17 protein-coding genes are annotated in these 16583 nt (G+C 70.7%); 9 read left to right on the top strand and 8 right to left on the bottom strand.

The window, feature by feature from the left end; all coding sequences use genetic code 11:
- Positions 1 to 4 precede the first annotated feature (4 nt).
- Positions 5 to 1522, top strand: coding sequence for a hypothetical protein (locus GA0070624_RS10060; RefSeq protein WP_091339375.1), 1518 nt, complete (start codon positions 5 to 7; stop codon positions 1520 to 1522).
- A gap of 33 nt (positions 1523 to 1555) precedes the next feature.
- Here the strand turns inward: GA0070624_RS10060 and GA0070624_RS10055 are convergent, their stop codons facing one another.
- On the bottom strand, positions 1556 to 2197 hold the full coding sequence (locus GA0070624_RS10055; protein ID WP_091348536.1) for a DUF6642 family protein: 642 nt from the start codon (positions 2195 to 2197) through the stop codon (positions 1556 to 1558).
- A gap of 317 nt (positions 2198 to 2514) precedes the next feature.
- Here GA0070624_RS10055 and GA0070624_RS10050 point away from each other — a divergent pair, with 317 nt between their 5' ends.
- Positions 2515 to 3291, top strand: a complete 777-nt coding sequence (locus GA0070624_RS10050; RefSeq protein ID WP_091339372.1) for a D-Ala-D-Ala carboxypeptidase family metallohydrolase — start codon at positions 2515 to 2517, stop codon at positions 3289 to 3291.
- A 104-nt stretch (positions 3292 to 3395) separates the two neighbouring features.
- Here GA0070624_RS10050 and GA0070624_RS10045 read toward each other — a convergent pair whose 3' ends face one another.
- Positions 3396 to 3854 (bottom strand): hypothetical protein, encoded by a 459-nt coding sequence (locus GA0070624_RS10045; RefSeq protein ID WP_091339368.1) that lies wholly within the window; start codon positions 3852 to 3854, stop codon positions 3396 to 3398.
- Between the two features lie 87 nt (positions 3855 to 3941).
- Entirely contained in the window at positions 3942 to 5366 is a 1425-nt protein-coding gene (locus tag GA0070624_RS10040; protein WP_176731649.1) for an ATP-binding protein, read from the bottom strand.
- A 154-nt stretch (positions 5367 to 5520) separates the two neighbouring features.
- Here GA0070624_RS10040 and GA0070624_RS10035 point away from each other — a divergent pair, with 154 nt between their 5' ends.
- The 4 genes from GA0070624_RS10035 (at position 5521) to GA0070624_RS10020 (ending at position 7995) form a co-directional block, all read left to right on the top strand.
- Positions 5521 to 6450 carry a ParA family protein gene (locus GA0070624_RS10035; RefSeq protein WP_176731648.1) on the top strand — a complete coding sequence of 310 codons (930 nt, stop codon included), beginning with the start codon at positions 5521 to 5523 and terminating at the stop codon, positions 6448 to 6450.
- On the top strand, positions 6447 to 6866 hold the full coding sequence (locus GA0070624_RS10030) for an SAP domain-containing protein (protein WP_141714981.1): 420 nt from the start codon (positions 6447 to 6449) through the stop codon (positions 6864 to 6866). The genes GA0070624_RS10035 and GA0070624_RS10030 overlap by 4 nt, the downstream gene beginning before the upstream one ends.
- A gap of 241 nt (positions 6867 to 7107) precedes the next feature.
- Complete coding sequence (locus tag GA0070624_RS10025; protein WP_091339355.1) at positions 7108 to 7659, top strand: DUF1697 domain-containing protein; 552 nt, start codon at positions 7108 to 7110, stop codon at positions 7657 to 7659.
- 108 nt (positions 7660 to 7767) lie between these two features.
- Positions 7768 to 7995 carry a TM2 domain-containing protein gene (locus GA0070624_RS10020; protein WP_091339352.1) on the top strand — a complete coding sequence of 76 codons (228 nt, stop codon included), beginning with the start codon at positions 7768 to 7770 and terminating at the stop codon, positions 7993 to 7995.
- 54 nt (positions 7996 to 8049) lie between these two features.
- On the opposite strand, the gene GA0070624_RS10015 is transcribed toward GA0070624_RS10020, so the two are convergent.
- Both GA0070624_RS10015 and GA0070624_RS10010 read right to left on the bottom strand, forming a co-directional pair.
- Positions 8050 to 9051, bottom strand: coding sequence for an MBL fold metallo-hydrolase (locus GA0070624_RS10015; protein WP_091339349.1), 1002 nt, complete (start codon positions 9049 to 9051; stop codon positions 8050 to 8052).
- A 155-nt stretch (positions 9052 to 9206) separates the two neighbouring features.
- On the bottom strand, positions 9207 to 10091 hold the full coding sequence (locus tag GA0070624_RS10010) for a serine hydrolase (RefSeq protein WP_091339345.1): 885 nt from the start codon (positions 10089 to 10091) through the stop codon (positions 9207 to 9209).
- 182 nt (positions 10092 to 10273) lie between these two features.
- On the opposite strand from GA0070624_RS10010, the gene GA0070624_RS10005 reads away from it, so the two are divergent.
- The gene (locus GA0070624_RS10005) at positions 10274 to 11245 is read left to right on the top strand and encodes a LysR family transcriptional regulator (RefSeq protein ID WP_091339342.1); all 972 of its coding nucleotides are present in this window, start codon (positions 10274 to 10276) and stop codon (positions 11243 to 11245) included.
- Between the two features lie 143 nt (positions 11246 to 11388).
- Positions 11389 to 12243 carry an aldo/keto reductase gene (locus GA0070624_RS10000; RefSeq protein ID WP_091339338.1) on the top strand — a complete coding sequence of 285 codons (855 nt, stop codon included), beginning with the start codon at positions 11389 to 11391 and terminating at the stop codon, positions 12241 to 12243.
- A gap of 34 nt (positions 12244 to 12277) precedes the next feature.
- Here the strand turns inward: GA0070624_RS10000 and GA0070624_RS09995 are convergent, their stop codons facing one another.
- Positions 12278 to 13225 (bottom strand): helix-turn-helix transcriptional regulator, encoded by a 948-nt coding sequence (locus GA0070624_RS09995; RefSeq protein WP_245718733.1) that lies wholly within the window; start codon positions 13223 to 13225, stop codon positions 12278 to 12280.
- Here GA0070624_RS09995 and GA0070624_RS09990 point away from each other — a divergent pair.
- Positions 13224 to 13973 carry an SDR family oxidoreductase gene (locus tag GA0070624_RS09990; protein ID WP_091339333.1) on the top strand — a complete coding sequence of 250 codons (750 nt, stop codon included), beginning with the start codon at positions 13224 to 13226 and terminating at the stop codon, positions 13971 to 13973. The two genes, GA0070624_RS09995 and GA0070624_RS09990, sit on opposite strands and share 2 nt — an antisense overlap.
- Here the strand turns inward: GA0070624_RS09990 and GA0070624_RS09985 are convergent.
- Entirely contained in the window at positions 13952 to 14434 is a 483-nt protein-coding gene (locus tag GA0070624_RS09985; protein ID WP_141714980.1) for a hypothetical protein, read from the bottom strand. The genes GA0070624_RS09990 and GA0070624_RS09985 overlap by 22 nt on opposite strands.
- A gap of 20 nt (positions 14435 to 14454) precedes the next feature.
- On the bottom strand, positions 14455 to 16254 hold the full coding sequence (locus GA0070624_RS09980) for a hypothetical protein (protein WP_141714979.1): 1800 nt from the start codon (positions 16252 to 16254) through the stop codon (positions 14455 to 14457).
- Positions 16255 to 16583: the final 329 nt, after the last annotated feature.

The raw sequence follows: 16583 nt of genomic DNA, 5'->3' as shown, positions 1-16583 counted from the left end.
TCCGATGGCCAACTACACCGGGCCGCAAAGCGGAAACATCCAGAACGCAGACCAGATCTTCAACTACGGCGAAAGCCGGGCCTGGTTGTCGGACGGGCGGAAGCTCCTGCAGGAACGGGCCTATCGGCGCGCGGCACCCTGCTTCGAGGAGTTCCTGGCACGGGACTCGAGCGAGGACTGCATGGCCAGAGCAGAGGCACACGTCCTCCTCGTGATCGCCACCCTCGCCGGCTGCCCGCCGTCCTATCGCACCCATCAGCAGGCGACGGAGATCGGCCACCACCTCGTTGCCGCCTCGTCCGACCTTGCCGCCGTCCTCGCGGCGCTCGTCGGTGACGACTACTACGACTCGGCTGGCATCAGCGTCCCCCCGGACCTCGCCGCCGTCGCGGCGAAAACTGACCCGACCAGGCTTCGGCGCTCCGACCTCCTCCTGATCCAGCGACATGTGGCGCCCGTGCCTGGCGAGACGTGGCAGAAGCTGCGGACCTACTGTCAGCCGCTGGGAATTGACCTGCCGAACGTCGCCTCCGACCTACCGACTCCCCCGGCTTCCCCGGAGCGGCGGGTCGGCGTCCCCAAGTACTTCATCGCTGTACCGCCGGCCCCACCGCCCGAGCGCAGCCTCGCCGCGGGAACCACCGTCTTCGCCGGAGTAGTACTGATCGCCCTGCCGTGTGCCGGGCTGCTGGTGGAGACACGCTGGTATGTCGGCCTCGCCATGCTTGTGCTCGCGCCGGCCGCCGGGCTGCTGGTCGCCCTGATTGGGATTGGCATCTGGCGAGACAGCCAACAGGACCAGGTCGCCCGGCGCCGCTACGAGGAAGCCAAGGCGGCGGCCGAAGGTGGTCCCTCGAAAGAACAGATGGATCAGTGGCTCGAGGAGGACGTCAGGTGGATAGTGGCGCGCGGCGCCCGACGGCTACGCCTGAACCCGGCGCTGATCGCCAAATCCGGGGATTTGCTCGTGGAGCCGCAAGCCGCCGTGGGCGTCTCCCGCCTCAAACGCGAGGAGACCCTCCAACAGTTCCTCTCGCGGGCCGGCGGATCGACCAGTGTGCGGCTGGTAAGGCAGAAAAGGACAATCGGGAAAAGCCGCGTGGGCCCCGACGGGAAGCTTCGTTCTGACCACTACCACATACTGGTCGTGTACCTGTCCGCCCACCGCGTTGCCGTGTTCATGTGCGATCTTGCGTTGGCGACCCGTGCCCTCCTCACCGAGTCGACCTACACATTCCACTACCGCGACGTGGTCAGCATTTCCACAAGAGCGATCGTCGACCCGAGGGACTCCGAGGGTGGCATTGCCCTCTTCGACGAGGCGACCGGTCGCTATGTCCGTCGGTTCGGCGATTCCCGCTTCACCCTCTTTCTGGTCAACGGTCAGCAGATGGATGTCAGCGTCGGGGTGACGGGGGAGAGCAGAGAGTTGGAGGTTGCCTGGTCCAACGCTCAGGTGTACCAGGTCGTGGACCGGATGGTGTGGTCCCGCAAGGAACGGGAGGACTCGGAGCGGGCGTAGCGTTGTCCTGGCCCCCGGCGACGGGAACCGGGGTCAGCGGTAACGCCCCACCGCCCGGCCCGGGGCCGACTGCGCCGGCACCCGGGGGCGAACCGCCGGCCGCCAGGCCCGGCCGTTGGCGTAGATCACCCGGAAGCCGAGGTACGACGCCAGCGGCGCCCAGTGCGCCGACCCCATCCGCAGCTCGGCGGCGTTGTGCCGCTGCCCGTTGGCGAGCACGTCGAGCAGCACGGTCTCGAACGCGGCCGACTCGACCCAGTCCACCTCTCGGGTGAAACCGCAGATCAGCGCCGCCCCGGTCACGTGGAGGAAGTCCCGCAGGACCGCGTCGGAGGCGCGCAGCACCGAACAGCTGCCGAAGTAGAGCCGCCGCCCCTCGCAGCGGCCGGCCATCCGCTCGGCGACGTCGGAGAGCTCGACGGAGTCCCAGTCGGTGAGGCAGAGCCGACTCGGTTCGCCGTGCATGGCGAAGAAGCCGACCCGGTGATCGGCGTACTGCCTGAGCAGCCAGCGGTCGAGGAAGTAGAAGAGTTCGTCGCGGGTGGCGGCGTCCTTGTGGATGAATCGGATCCGGCCGAGCCGTTCGAGCAGTTCGAGCGTGGGCAGGACGGACCCCCGCTCGTTGAGGTCCCGGTGCCATTGCCCCTCTATGCAGAAGATGCCGCCGCGCGCCACGCCCACCTCCCCCGTCCGCGGAGCCCGGCGCAGACGTTACCGGTCCCGGGTCACGAGTAGGCATCACCCTCGGTGGCCGAGAACATCCACCTCCGTCACCTCTGCGCATTTCTGGTTCGTCGACACCCGCCTCGGCCCCGATTGGGTGTTTCGCAATACCCGCAAATCAGAGACGACCTCCAGGAACACGAGTATGTGAGGACAATTCTCGTTATTGCCCACCAATCGCCCGAGCCGGTGTCAGGGTGGGGAGGACAGGACGTCCCGGTCGATGCCCTGTTGGCCACCCCAATCGCTCTCTTACCGGGAGGACTTCTGTGCGCGTAAACACCTTGAAGCGGGCGGTCGTCGCGTTCGCCCTGGCGGTGCCCGGGGCCGCGATCGCCACGGTGGTCGCCGCGCCAGCGGCCCATGCGGACGGCTGCTACACCTGGAAGCGCGACCTCTACCAGGGGCGTTCCGGCGACGACGTCCGCCAACTGCAGATCCGGGTGGCCGGCTGGGCCGGCTACCGGGGCATTGTCCGGATCAACGGCGTCTACGGACCGGAGACAGCCGCCGCAGTCAAGCGCTTCCAGTCCGCGTACGGGCTGCCCGCCGACGGCGTCGCCGGGCCGCAGACGTTGAACAAGATCTATCAGTTGCAGGACAACGACTGCACGCCGGCGCACTTCAGCTACCGCGAGCTGGACGGAGGCTGCGGCCGGGGCGGGTGGAGCGGGGGCCCGCTGTCGGCCGAGCGGACGAAGGCCAACGCCATGCGCACGATGTGGAAGCTGGAGGCGCTGCGCCACGGTATCGGCGACAAGCCCCTCCGGGTGACCAGCGGCTTCCGCAGCACGTCCTGCAATCGGCAGGCCGGGGGGTCGTCCGACAGCCAGCATCTCTACGGCACCGCCGCCGACGTGGTCCCCCGCGGCGCCTCGCTGTGCCAGGTCGCCCGCTCGGCCCGCAGCCACGGGCTCAGCGGCATCTACGGCCCCGGCTACCCCGGTCACTCGAACCACGTGCACGTCGACTCCCGCCGGGAGAACAGCAGCGACCGCACGTCGAACACGACCAGTTGGTCCGCGCCGAACTGCGGGGTCAGCTGAGGAGTAGGCGAACGGCCGGACATCGACGGCGGCCCGGCACAGGGGACCCTGCGGCCGGGCCGCCGTCATGCCGCCCCGGATCCGGGCTGTCGCCGTACCCCCGATCAGCTCGCCCGGGGCCAGCGCGGCCTGGTGGCGGGGGGCGCCACCGGCCGACCGGTACCGCCGGGCCGGATCGCGGGCCGCACCCCGGGTGCGGCGACCCGGCCGGCCTGGCCGCGCGGGGACTGGGTGACCGGAGCCTGGGGACGCGCGGACGCTGGACCGGTCAGGACGAAGGGGAAGGGCACGTGCACGAACGGATTGCCGTGGCGCACCAGCGCGTCGATCTGCCGTTCGTTGAGGCCGTGGGTCTGCAGCACCCGCCGGCCCCAGCGGTGCAGCCGGCAGGGGTACGTCGCGCCGTCGTTGCGGCACTTCGGTCCGGCGGGCCACTCCTCGGCGGCGTGCACCACCACCGCACGGACCGCGAGCCGGACATCCTCGGGGGTCAGCGGCACCGGCACCGGCACCTCGCCCAGGATCTGATCGATGGGATCCGTCGACTGCTCACCAACTCGCACGGCAGGCCTCCCGCAGCTCGGCAGCGGTGCGGCTGACCCGCCGCACCACATCCTCGGCCAGTGGTACGGCCCCCGTCCGCCGCGAGTTCAATCCCGCCAGGCGGTGAGCAGGTCCTCCGGGGTCAGCACTCTGACACCGTCTACCGCCCGACCGCTGCGCGAGACGGCGATCAGTTCCGTCCCCTCGTCGGCACCGGGCAGTCGGGAGCGGTGCAGCAGCAGCCGGCCAAGGTCGTGCGTGTCGAAGGGCCCGTTCTCCAGCCACTTGACCGAGCCGACGAAGGTGATGCGCCGTGCCACAGGCGCTCGGTCGGCACCGACCAGGTCGATCTCCGGATCGTTGGTCCGGGTCCAGTACCCACCGACCGTCGCCGTGTCGGCGGGGAGGTGACCGGCCGGCAATCGCCGCAACGACTCCCGCACCACCGGCTCGATGGCCCGTCCGCGCCAGGACGTCCAAGACACCGTGATCCGGGCCAGCGTCAGGTCGCCTCGGCCCCGCTCGATCTCCGGTAGCCAGGGGCCGAGAAACGAGAGCCAGAACCGCAGGTACGGATCGGCGACGAGGTACCTCGTCTCCCGAGACGGCTGGGTGGAGAGCGGAAGGGTCACCTCGACGATTCGCTTCTCGCTCAACAGGCGAAGGGCCCGGGTCAGCGAGGCCTGGGGGATCCCACCAGCGGCACGGGCAATGGACGAGAAGGTGCGCTCACCGGAACCGATAGCGCGCAGCACCAGGCCCGCCTGGGACTGTGCCGGGAACTCGGCGGCTAGCGCCCGCTCGCCGCTGACGAGCAGTGCGGACGTGGGGTCGGTAACGGCTTCGGCGAGGTAGTCCGCCAGCGACGAGCCGACCGGCCATTCGTCGAGGATGAGCGGCAGCCCGCCGGAGACGAGATAGGCGTCGAACGCCTCGGCCGCGGGCAGGTCCAGCATCTCGCCGACGTCGGCGGGACTCAACGGCGGTACGACCATCTCGGTGGCCCGCTGATGGAACGGCCGGCCATAGTCGTTCAACGCCTCCATCATCGCGAGGTCCGAACCGATGCACACCAGGAGAACCGGACGGCGGGAAAGCTCCCGGTCGAACACCTTCTGCAGCGTCCCCTCGAAGCCGGGGTCGGTGGCGATGAGGTAAGGCATCTCGTCGAGTACGACCACGCTGGGCCGGTCGGTCGGCAGCGCGGCAGCGAGCAGGGTGAGCGCCGCGTCCCACGTCCGGGGCGCCTGTGCCGCGAACAGGTCGGCACCGGGCAGTGTCGAGCTGACCGCCGCCGAGACGAAGAGGTCGAGGTCGGCGGCCACGGTGGGCTGCGCCGACGCGGTGAAGAACAGGTGCGGTACGTCGGCCCGCTCGACGAACTCCTCCACCAAGCGCGACTTGCCGACCCGGCGCCGTCCGCGCATCAACAGCGCTCGCCCGGGGCGCCCACCGCGACCGCCCCGGGTGGCTCTGCTCAACATCCCGTCGAGCAGCGCTAGTTCCCTGGTACGTCCGACGAACCCGTCCACCCATCCACCTCTGATACCACCAAATCTGATACAACCAAACTTGAGTATATGCCGATCCAAATGGCCTTGTCTCCTCCGCCGGCGTCCTGAACGGCTCCGGACTGTTACGCGACGGCAAGGACCGCTACCGTTCCCGGTCTGGGAGGTGCCGTCGGTGTACGTGGTGTCGGTGATCAACTACAAGGGCGGGGTGGGCAAGACCACGGTGACCGCCAACCTCGGGGCCGAGCTGGCCAACCGGGGCATGAAGGTGCTGCTGATCGACCTCGATCCACAGACCAGCCTGACGTTCAGCTTCTACGATCCGGACGCCTGGCGGGAGCGGCTGCGCGACGCCAGGACCGTGAAGCGCTGGTACGACAGCCTGCGCGGGGACGACGGGCCGGTCACCCTCGGCGAGCTGGTGATCTCCCCAGGGCCGGCCAACGCGCACCTCTCCGGCACCGGCCGGCTCGACCTGATCGCCTCCCACCTGGGTCTGAGCGACATCGACCTCGCCCTGGCCCGCGGCGTGGCCAGCGGCGAGGAGTACGACGCCGCGCTGTTCCGGGTACGGGGCGCGTTGGCGCAGGCGCTGCACGACCACGCGCTGTACCCGTACGACATGGTCCTGATCGACTGCCCGCCGAACTTCAACGTGGTCACCCAGTCGGCGATCATCGCCAGCGACCACCTGCTCATCCCGGCGAAGGCCGACTACCTCTCCACGCTCGGCATCGACTACCTGCACGGCAACGTCCGCGAGCTGGTCGACCGGTACAACGCGGACGCCCGCCGGTTCGCCACCATCCGGCGGCACCACAAGGTGGCACCCGGCATCGCCGGCGTGGTCTTCACGATGATCCAGCTCCTGGCGCAGCGGCCGATCGCCGCCCACCAGGGATACATGGACCAGGTCCGGGCGCTCGGCGTACCGGTCTTTTCCACCGCGTTGCGGGAGAGCGTCACGCTCTTCGCCACCAACACCCCGCGCGGGGTGCCGGTGGTGTTGCGGGACCGGGTCGCTGCGCCGGTCCGCGAAGAGCTGCGCCAGATCACCACCGAGTTCCTCGCCCACCTCCAGCCGGCCGGGGCGGCGGCATGACCGGCCCGACGCCGGCTGCGCTCGCCCGGGTGGCCGAGTTCCTGTCCGGTCTCTCCGAGGCCGAGGTGGCGGCGCTGGCCGAGGGGCGGGCCCGCCTCGCGCTGCTCCCGAACGAGGACCTCCCGTCGCCCGGACGCGTCGCCGTCTCCCCCGCGCCGGCCGCCGTCCCCTCGGCGTCGCCAGCCGCGGCGTCCACCGTGGACCTGGCGCGGGCCGAGGCCGCGCTCGCGGCCATGGCACGGCGCGACGACGGTACGGCGTACCTGTCGTCCTGGACGACCCGGGACCTGCGGGAGCTGGCGGCGCATACCGGGCTGCGCGGCGTGACCGGACTGCGAAAGACGGAGCTGGTGGACCGGATCGTCGACCGCACCATCGGCTTCCGGCTCAACTCCGCCGCCATCCGCCAGCGCTGAGACCCGGCCCCCGGCGTCACGCCGACCACGCTTCCGGCCGGCCTGCGCCGCTGCACCAACGACCGCCGAGGGCGGCCGCAGCCGGGAAGCGAGCAACATCGCTGCGAGCGATATGACTCTCCGGCATGCTTATGACACTCCGGCATATCGCTCGAGGGGCATATGCACGGCAGGGCGCGACACGCCCGGCCGGCCGACTGCCTAGGCTGGACGGCGGCGGACATCGACGCGAGGAGGCCCGATGGCTGACGGCACGAACCGGTACGTCGCCCTGCTCCGCGGGGTCAACGTCGGCGCCACCCGGATCGCGATGGCCGACCTGCGCCGGCTCGTCACCGACCTCGGGCACGAGGACGTCAGGACCTACCTGCAGAGCGGCAACGTGGTCTTCACCAGCACGACGAGAGACACCGCGACCCTGGCGAAGGGCATCGAGCAGGCGATCGCCGACGAGCTGGGGCTGACCGTGCCGGTGCTGGTGCGCAGCGGCGCCGAGCTGGCGGCGGTCGCGGACGCCAGCCCGTACGCCGACAAGCAGGACGACCCGACCCGGCTGCTGGTGGCCTTCCTGTCGGCCGCCCCCGCGAAGGCCCGGCTCGCGGAGCTGACCGTGCCGGCCGGCGAGAACATCGAGTACACGGTCGCCGGTCGCGAGATTCACCTGCACTTCCCCGACGGCGGCTACGGCCGGACCAAGTTCACCAACACCTATCTGGAGAAGAAGCTCGGCGTGGTGGCCACCACCCGGAACTGGAAATCGGTCCAGGCCCTGCGGGACATGGCCGCTAGCTGACCGGATGCATGCATCCACCGTCCGGCTGATCTTCGCATTATCGATATTGTCCTGTGGTCCACGGCCTCGGTACGCTCGGCGGCCAACCTCAACTGAGAAAGGACCACAGTGACCGCTACTGTTCCCGCCACCACTCAGAAGTCGTGGCTGGTCGCCCTCCTGCTCTGCTTCTTCGTCGGCGTGCTGGGCGTGCACCGCTTCTACGTCGGCAAGGTCGGCACCGGCATCCTGCACCTCATCACCTTCGGTGGCCTCGGCATCTGGACGCTGATCGACTTCATCCTGATCCTGGTCGGCTCGTTCAAGGACAAGCAGGGTCAGCCGCTCGCCAAGTGAGCACATAGCGACGAGGGGCCGGGATCGGACGATCCCGGCCCCTGTCTCGTCGGGTCAGAAGTGGTACGCCGTGTGGTACTCCGGCACGATCACCCGGGTACGCGGGGAGACCCTCCGCACCGCGGCGATCAGGTCGTCGAGCCGCTTGCGGTCGGCCGGGGCGACCACCGGCGGATTGGTCAGCGGGGTCTCGAAGTTGTCCCAGTGCACCGGGACCACCACCTTCGGATAGTCGAGCGCCGCCAGCAGCCGGGGCACGTAGTCGGCGGTCGAGGTCGTCGCCGCCGAGGCCACCATCGCCACGTCGGGGGCCAGGCCGGCCAGGTTGCGCTCGACGAAGTCGCTCGCCCCCATGAAGAACACCGCCGGGCCGTCGGCGACCCGGATCTGGTACGCCAGGGTGTCGCCCTCGGGCAGGTCCGCGATGGTCGCCGGCCGCGGCGGCTGGCTCACCCGCACCCCCGGTAACGCCACCGAGTACGCGCCGTTGCGGCTGTGCAGCGAGGAGACCACCTCGACCGTGTAGTCGCCGAAGTCGAGCACCTCGCCGCCCTTGACCGGGCTGAGCTGCCCCGCCGGCACCCCGTACGCGAGGCCGAGGTGGTAGGCGGTCAGCGTGCCGAAGACCCGGGCACCCGTCTTCGTGGCGATGTGCGGCACGTCGTGGAAGTGGTCCCAGTGGGTGTGCGTGACCAGCACGTTCTCGGCCCGGTCCAGGTAGGAGTCGACCACGGCGGTGTTCACCTGGAGCGGGGTGGCCGGGTTGAACGCGCCCCGGAACAGGCCGGTGTCCAGGCGGCTCAGGTAGGGGTCGACCAGGACGGTCCGGTCGCCGATGTCGATCCGCCAGCCGGACGTACCCCACCAGCGGAAGCTGACCGCGCCCCGGCGACCGGCGCTGGTCGCGGCGACGGGCGCGACGGTCGCGGCCTGCGCGGGCGTGGCCAGCGCGGCGCCGCCGAGCCCGCCGGCGGAGACGGCGGCGGTGCCGACGGCGGCGTCGCGCAGGAAACGGCGGCGGTCGAGGCCGCGGTCGGGCGTACGGATTTCGGGCATGGTGTGTCCTCCCCGTCCAGGTTCGGTGATCGGTCCGGGCCACCCCACCATCGCGACCGGGCTCACGTCCAAGATCGACCAGCTGCACCGGCGATATGCGGACGCATATCGGTGCAGGTCAACAGGGGTGTTGCGGCGCGGATCGGCCGGCGAATTCAGCCGGCGCGCAGCGCCTCCACCGCGGCCCGGGCCGCCTCCCCCATGGCCAGGTCCACCTCGATCCGGCGGGTGCTCAGCCGCTCGGTTCGGGCGAACACCGCCATCGCGTACCGGCCGCCGTCGGGGTATTCGGCGACGCCGGCCTCGAGGTGCAGGCCGGGCAGGGTGCCGGTCTTCGCGGCGACGTGTACGCCGGGGGGAAAGCCGGAGGGCAGCCGGGTCCAAAAGAGCTGCCGGCCCATCAGCTCCCGCACCATGGCGCAGGCGGCCGGCGGCCCGGCCTCGTCGCGCCAGATCAGGCCGAGCAGCCGGGTCATCTCCCGCGCCGTGCTCGACGTGGTATGCGCGGGGTCGAAGACCCGCATCGCCCGGACCCGCTCCGCGGAGAGCGTCGGGAAGATCCGGGCGAACTCCGCCTCGGTGCGGGCGCCGACGTCGGCGAGCATCGTCTCGACAAGCTGCCGGGGGCCGCCGACGATCCGGGTACGCGGCAGCTCCAGCTCGGCGGCGAGCATCGGAAGCACGTCCGCGCCGACCCGGCGCAGCAGCAGGTCGGCGGCGGTGTTGTCGCTTACCGACATGGCGAAGTATGCGAGGTCCCGCAGCGACAACTCGGCGTCGTCGCTGCACCCGGCGGTGCCCCAGCCGCCGAGCCGGTCCTCGGCCCGCACCAGCACCCGCTCGACCGGGTCGAGCTGCCCGGCGGCGACCTGCCGGGCGAACTCCAGCACCAGCAGGATCTTGAACACGGAGGCGATCACCACCTGCTCGTCCGCCCGAACCGCCACCTCCCGCCCGGGCTCGTCCACCGCCATCACGTGCAGACTCGCCGTCACCCCGGCCCGGCTGAAAATCTCCGTGACCTCTTCCTCCGCTGCCACCCCCGCACGCTATCCACCCGCCGGACCCAACCCCCACCCTGCCACCCCGGCCCCCGCCCTCGCCCCACCCTCGCCCCCGCGATCTTGCACTTCGGGTCTCTGATTTGCGTCGTATGCCGGTAATGCTCGGACAGCACCTGCAAGATCGCGGGAAGCGGGGCGGCGGGCGTAGGGTGCGGGGCGTGGATCTGCTGCGGCATCTGCGGCACTTTGTGGTGGTCGCCCGGGAGCTGCATTTCGGGCGGGCGGCCGAGGTGCTGGGGATGGCGCAGCCGCCGCTGAGCCAGTCGATCCAGCGGCTGGAACGGGAGCTGGAGGTCGAGCTCTTCGACCGGTCGCGCCGGCAGGTGCGGCTCACCACCGCCGGTCAGCTGCTGCTCGGCGAGGCCGACGAACTGCTCGCCGGGGAACAGCGGCTGCGCAACCTGATCCGCCAGGTGCGCGCGGGCGCGCTGGGCGTACTGCGGGCGGGGGTGCCGCCGGAGACGCCGGCGGTGACCCTGCGCGCGCTGCTGGACCGGCTGGCCGCGCGGGCGCCCGGGCTGGACGTGGACCTGCAGGAGCTGACCAGCGCCGAGCAGGTGCGCATGCTCGGCGAGGGCCGCCTCGACGCGGGCCTGCTGCACCACCCGGTGGAGGAGGCGGGGCTGCGCTTCGGCGCGGCGGTCGACGTACCGCTGGGGGTGCTGCTGCCCCGGGCGTCGCCGCTGGCCCGGGCCCGGGAGGTCGACCTGGCCGGGCTGGCCGAGCTGGATCTGATCGCCGCGCCCCGGGCCACCGCGCCCGGCTGGCACGACCATCTCCTGGCGGTGTGCCGCCGGTACGGCTTCGCGCCCGGCCGGGTCCGGCACGCCCGCAACCCGGAGTTCCTCTTCGGGCTGGTCCTGGCCGGCGGCGCGGTCGCGATCGAGCCGGAGGCGCTGGCCCGCCGGGAACCGCGGATCGCCTGGCGGCCGATCGTCGGGGCGCCGCTGGTGAAACGAACCTCGGCGGCCTGGCCGGACCGTTCGGTGCATCCCGCCGCGCCGATGTTCGGGCAGCTCGCGGCCGAGGTGCTGGCCGCCGCCGAGCCGCCGCCCGGACCGGCGGCGATCGCGCCGGCCACCCGACCCTGGCCGGTGCTCTTCGAGGCCGGCCAGACGCCGGTCGGCTGAGCACGGCCATGCCCCGGCGCCGGCTTGGCGCAGATCACCCAGGGCCGTGAGGAGACGGCCGAAGGGGGTAACCCGAGTTGGCCGGCCCGCGGAGCGCGTGGTAGCGCTTCCGGCCGCCGCCGACGATGGGAGAAGAAGCTTCGATGGCCGCGAACACGATCCCCGACATCCCGCTCAACGACGGCAACACCATCCCGCAGCTCGGCTTCGGCGTCTTCCAGATCGACCCGAAGGAGACCGCCGAGGCGGTCGGCAAGGCCCTGGAGATCGGCTACCGGCACATCGACACCGCCGAGATGTACGGCAACGAGGCCGAGGTGGGACAGGCGATCCGCACCTCCGGGCTGGACCGCGGCGAGGTCTTCGTCACCAGCAAGCTGAGCAACGCCTTCCACCGCCCGGACGACGCCCGCACGGCGTTCGAGTCGACGCTGCAGGCGTTGAAGTTCGACTACGTCGACCTGTTCCTCATCCACTGGCCGCTGCCCACCCTGTACGACGGCGACTTCGTCTCCACCTGGAAGGTGCTGGAGGAGTTCCAGCGCGATGATCGGGCCCGCTCGATCGGCGTGTCGAACTTCCAGGTGCCGCACCTGGGGCGGCTGGCCGCCGAGGCCGAGGTGGTGCCGGCGGTGAACCAGATCGAGGTGCACCCGTACTTCCGCAACGAGGAGGTGCGCGCGTACGACAAGGCGCACAGCATCCTCACCGAGGCGTGGTCGCCGATCGCCCAGGGCAAGGTGCTCGACGACCCGACCATCGTCGACATCGCGCAGGAGGTCGGCCGGACCCCGGCTCAGGTGGTGCTGCGCTGGCACGTGCAGCGCGGCGACATCGTCTTTCCGAAGTCGGTCACGCCGAGGCGGATGGAGGAGAACTTCCACATCTTCGACTTCGAGCTGGACGACGCGGCGATGGACCGGATCAACTCGCTGGACAAGGGCGAGGCCGGCCGTCAGGGGCCCAACCCGGACACCTTCGACTACCTGCCGGCGTAACGCGTGCCCCTGGAGGAGGCGGCCTGAGCGCGGGTCAGCTGCGGACGCGTTCGGCGAGACGGTGGAACGCCGCCTGGGTGGCTGACCCGGGCTCGGGGACGTAGACGATCAGCCGCTGGTCGGTCTCCGGCACGTGCAGCACCCGGCACTCGAACTCCAGCGGCCCGAGCTCCGGGTGCGCCACCCGCTTCACCACCGGGCGGCGCTCGGCCACGTCGTGCTCGGCCCACAGCTCGGCGAACCGGGGCGAGACGCCGAGCAGCTCGGTGACCAGCGCGGCGATCGCCGGATCTTCCGGCCAGCGCCCGTACGCGGCCCGCAGGTCGGCGATCGAGGTGCGGACGAACCGCAACGTCTCCGGGTCGTTCCAGTGCGCCTCGGGGACCGGTTGGCGGAACATCCAGCGGATCATGTTCCGCTCATCGGCCGGCACCGCCGACAGGTCGCCGACGAACCACGCGGCCAGCCGGTTCCAGGCCAGGATGTCGTAGGCGGCGTCGACCAGGTACGCCGGGGTCTCGGTCATCGCGTCGAGCAGGTGCCGCAGCCCCGGGGTCACCTCCCGGCTCGGCCCGGCCGACGGGGGCGGGCTCTCCCCGGCGATCCGGAACAGGTACGCCCGCTCGTCGCGGGTGAGCAGCAGCGCCCGGGCCAGCGCGGCGAGCACCTGCCGGGACGGGTGCGGGCCGCGGCCCTGTTCGAGCCGGATGTAGTAGTCGATCGACATCCCGGCGAGCTGGGCAACCTCCTGCCGGCGCAGGCCGGGCGTGCGGCGGCGTACCCCGTCGGGGAGGCCGACCTCGGCGGGGCGCAACCGGGCGCGGCGGCTGCGCAGGAAGGCCGCCAGCTCGTCGCGTCGCAGGCCACTACTGGTCATGCCCTCCAGCTTGCCGCAGCCGGCGCCGGCGAGGGTGGTACCGCCGGTCCCAGCCTCGGCGGGCCTCTCCCGACCGACCGCGCTCGGCGGCAGGCTCGAGGCCATGACGACGACGATCGCCCTGATCACCGGGGCCAACAAGGGAATCGGATTCGCCACCGCCCGGCAGCTCGGCGCGCGGGGGATGATCGTGCTGGTCGGCGCGCGGGACGCGGCGCGGGGCCGGGAGGCGGAGCGAGCGCTGCGCGACGGCGGCGCGAACGCCCGGTTCGTGCCGCTGGACGTGACCGACGAGCAGTCGGTTGCCGCCGCGGCCAAGCTGGTCGAGCAGGAGTACGGCCACCTGGACGTGCTGGTCAACAACGCCGGCATCGTCCGGGCCGACGGTTCGGCGCTGCCGAGCGAGACCACCCTCGGCACGCTGCGCGAGGTGTACGAGACGAACGTCTTCGGGGTGGTCGTGCTGACCAACGCCCTCCTGCCGCTGCTGGGCAGGGCGCCGGCGGCGCGGATCGTGAACGTCTCCAGCGAGGTCGGCTCGATCGCGGTGATGACCGATCCGGAGGGCGCCCTGTTCGGGCTGACCTCGGTGCCGTACCCGTCGTCGAAGGCGGCGCTGAACATGGTCACCGCGATGTACGCCAAGGAACTGCGGGACACCCCGATCAAGGTGAACGCCGCCAACCCCGGCTACTGCGCGACGGATCTCAACCACAACAGCGGGTTCCGGACGCCGGAGCAGGGCGCCGAGGTGAGCGTGCACCTGGCGACGCTGCCGGCGGACGGGCCGAGCGGCCTGCTCTGGGGCTACCAGATGGACGCCGGCGGCGGCTACGGGGTGCTGCCCTGGTAAGCGCCCGCTGCTGGATCCGGGCCGTCAGCCGTGCCGGAGACGAGTCGTCTGGTCGCCTGGGCGAGACGGTCGAGACGATTGATCAGGCCGCCGGGTGCGTGGCCCTTGGCCTCGGCGATCGGCTGGCCGGCCTCGGCCGGCCGGTCCGGCTGATCCTCGTCCGGTGGCGCGACCAGCCGGTTGGCCTCGTCGATCAGCGCGCGTGCCTTCTCTTCGATCTCCCGCTTCCGCTCGTTCGACTCCCGAGCCTCGGCCTGCAGCGTCGACATGGTCTGCCGCCACGCGTTGCCGAGTCGTTGCGGATCGTCGAAGAGGCTCGTCTTCAACGGCGGCTCGGGGTCGACATAGCTGCTGGACGGCACGACCCAGAGCGCGTCGTCCGCGACGTACCGCTCCTCGGGCGGCGCCGACTGCGGCTCGGACTGCGCCTGCTGCGGCTCGGGCTCGGGCGAAGATGTCACCACTCCTCCAATTCCCTCCACTATCTCCATGCGAACTCCCCCGCGCCGAGGTCTTCCCGCTTCAGCAGGTCGCTGTAGTGCACGAGCTTGAGCGTGAACCGGTAGGAGACGTAGATCAGGTTGAGGGCGGAGATGGCGCAGAGCACGATCCACCGCCAGTCGGTAATTCCAACGAACGTCAGGTGGTCCACGACACTCCCCGGCGGCAACGGCGCCGGCGGCGGGGAGCCCAGATAGTAGATGACGGCGATCACCGAGACGACTCCGCTGATGATCAGGGACAGGCGGGCGAGCAGCGAGCCGCCGACCAGGGCGTCCTTGTCCGACGCCATGCCGAACCAGCCGGCGGCAACGGCCGGCAGCGCCAGCATCAGGGCCGGCAAGCCGCCCACCTGGGCTCCCTGCCGGCTGCTGATCAGGTTTCCGGCGACCGCGATCAGCAGCGTCGTCGCCAGCGCCGTGACCGCCGCCCGCCCCCGGCCGCCGGGCGGGACCTCCTTGAATCGCGCGAAGACCTGAAGATCCCGCATCTTCGGCGACGCCTTGGCGTACCCCCGCATGTACACGTGCACGAAGTTCTGCCCGCGCCGGCGGCGTACCCGGAAATGGTGGTCGACCTCGACGGCGGGCCCGACCTTGTGCGCGCACAGGCCCTGCTTGTCGTCCTCGTCCTTCATGCCGCGTGGCTGCATACCGCGCCACTTCCTGGTCGTCAGCGTGCGGCAGTGGCGGCACTGGAGGAACTGTTTGAGGACGTACTTGTTGGACGGGGCGTTGACCCGCAGGTGGTAACTCTCGGCGGTCAGCGCGAGTTCCACCGGGACGGCGACCTGGTCGGGCTTGAGACCGAGGCCGAGCCGGAGCAGGCCCCGCCAACCCCGGGTGAGCGACGACGGGACGAAGGTCCGTTCGTACTTGAGCAGCAGGCGGCCGCTGGTCGCCTCGGCCGCGGGGACGACGGCGATGATCGGGTACGACGAACTGAGCGCGGCGACGTACTTGCGGACCCGGCGCCGGCTCTCGTCGTCGCGAAACTTGATCCTTTCGAGGATGACGTCCATCTTGCGGTCGACGACCTGGCTGTTCATCGGCCCGCGGGTGGCCACGATCTGCAGCAGGGCGAGCTCGGCGGCCCGCTCCGCCTCCCCCAGCGTCCGGTGCGCCGGAGCGTCCTGCTCACTGCCGGATATCTCGATCAGCAGCCGCAGGCCGGCCGACGCCAGCCGAACGGACTCCTCGTAGGACATCGTGGGCAGGGAATCCCCCCGGGCGTTCCGGAGGTGGAAGTTGTCCACCAGCTCGCCCTTGCGCGGCTGCACGACCGGCACGTAGAGCACCCTGCCGCCATTGTCGGTGTGGGGCAGCGAGAACGAGATCGAGACGTGCTGCACCACGGCCCGCTCGTCGAGGTCGATGGTCTCGGTCAGGCGGGAGCGGCGCCGGGCCGGATCGACGATCAGCTCCACGAACATCGCGATCGCCTTACGGTCGTCCTCGGTGATCCGACTGGCCGCCGACTTCTGCAGGTCCTGAAGCCATGCGACATCGGGATCGGCAGGCGGCTCGGGATCGGCGGTCTCACGGCTCAACCGATCGCGCAGTCGCGAGAAGATCAATATGCCGACCGAGGCGGCGAGGAAAAGAAAGAAGATCCGCCCGGCCGCTTCGAGCAGATCCCCGTGTCGTCCGCTCCAGCCGCCATTCCCGTCGAAACGGTGCCGGAGCCAGCCTGTGCTGCCGGCCAGAATGACCAGCGGTACGCCCAGGACGCAGATGACCAGATTCATCCAGGTCTTTCGGTTGCCACGCCGCTCCTGCACAGACCCCGCCCCCCAGCCCGCGATAGCGAAGCGTACTCAGAGGAGTACAGGGTGCTACAGGGCCGCATGCCTGTCGAGCCCCGCGCGACACCGGGACCATCGGGAAAATCCTTCCGCTCGGCAAATAAAACTGCACGTCAGCTGCCGACGCTCCAGTATGGCCAGTCGCTGTTACGAAAGGTCGATCGGGAATCGTCGTTATACGATCGTTATCTTCCCCCGCTTCGGCTTGCCCGTTCGGATGTCGTGACGCAGTCCGGCCGTTGCGTGAGCCCCGCCCGGTCGTTGTCGGGTCGACGCCGTCGGGACGAATTGATCGAGCAGAAGTG

The sequence above is a fragment of the Micromonospora rhizosphaerae genome (assembly GCF_900091465.1).
In the GTDB taxonomy this organism is placed as follows: Bacteria; Actinomycetota; Actinomycetes; order Mycobacteriales; family Micromonosporaceae; genus Micromonospora; species Micromonospora rhizosphaerae.
This window is presented reverse-complemented; position numbering and strand designations above follow the sequence as displayed.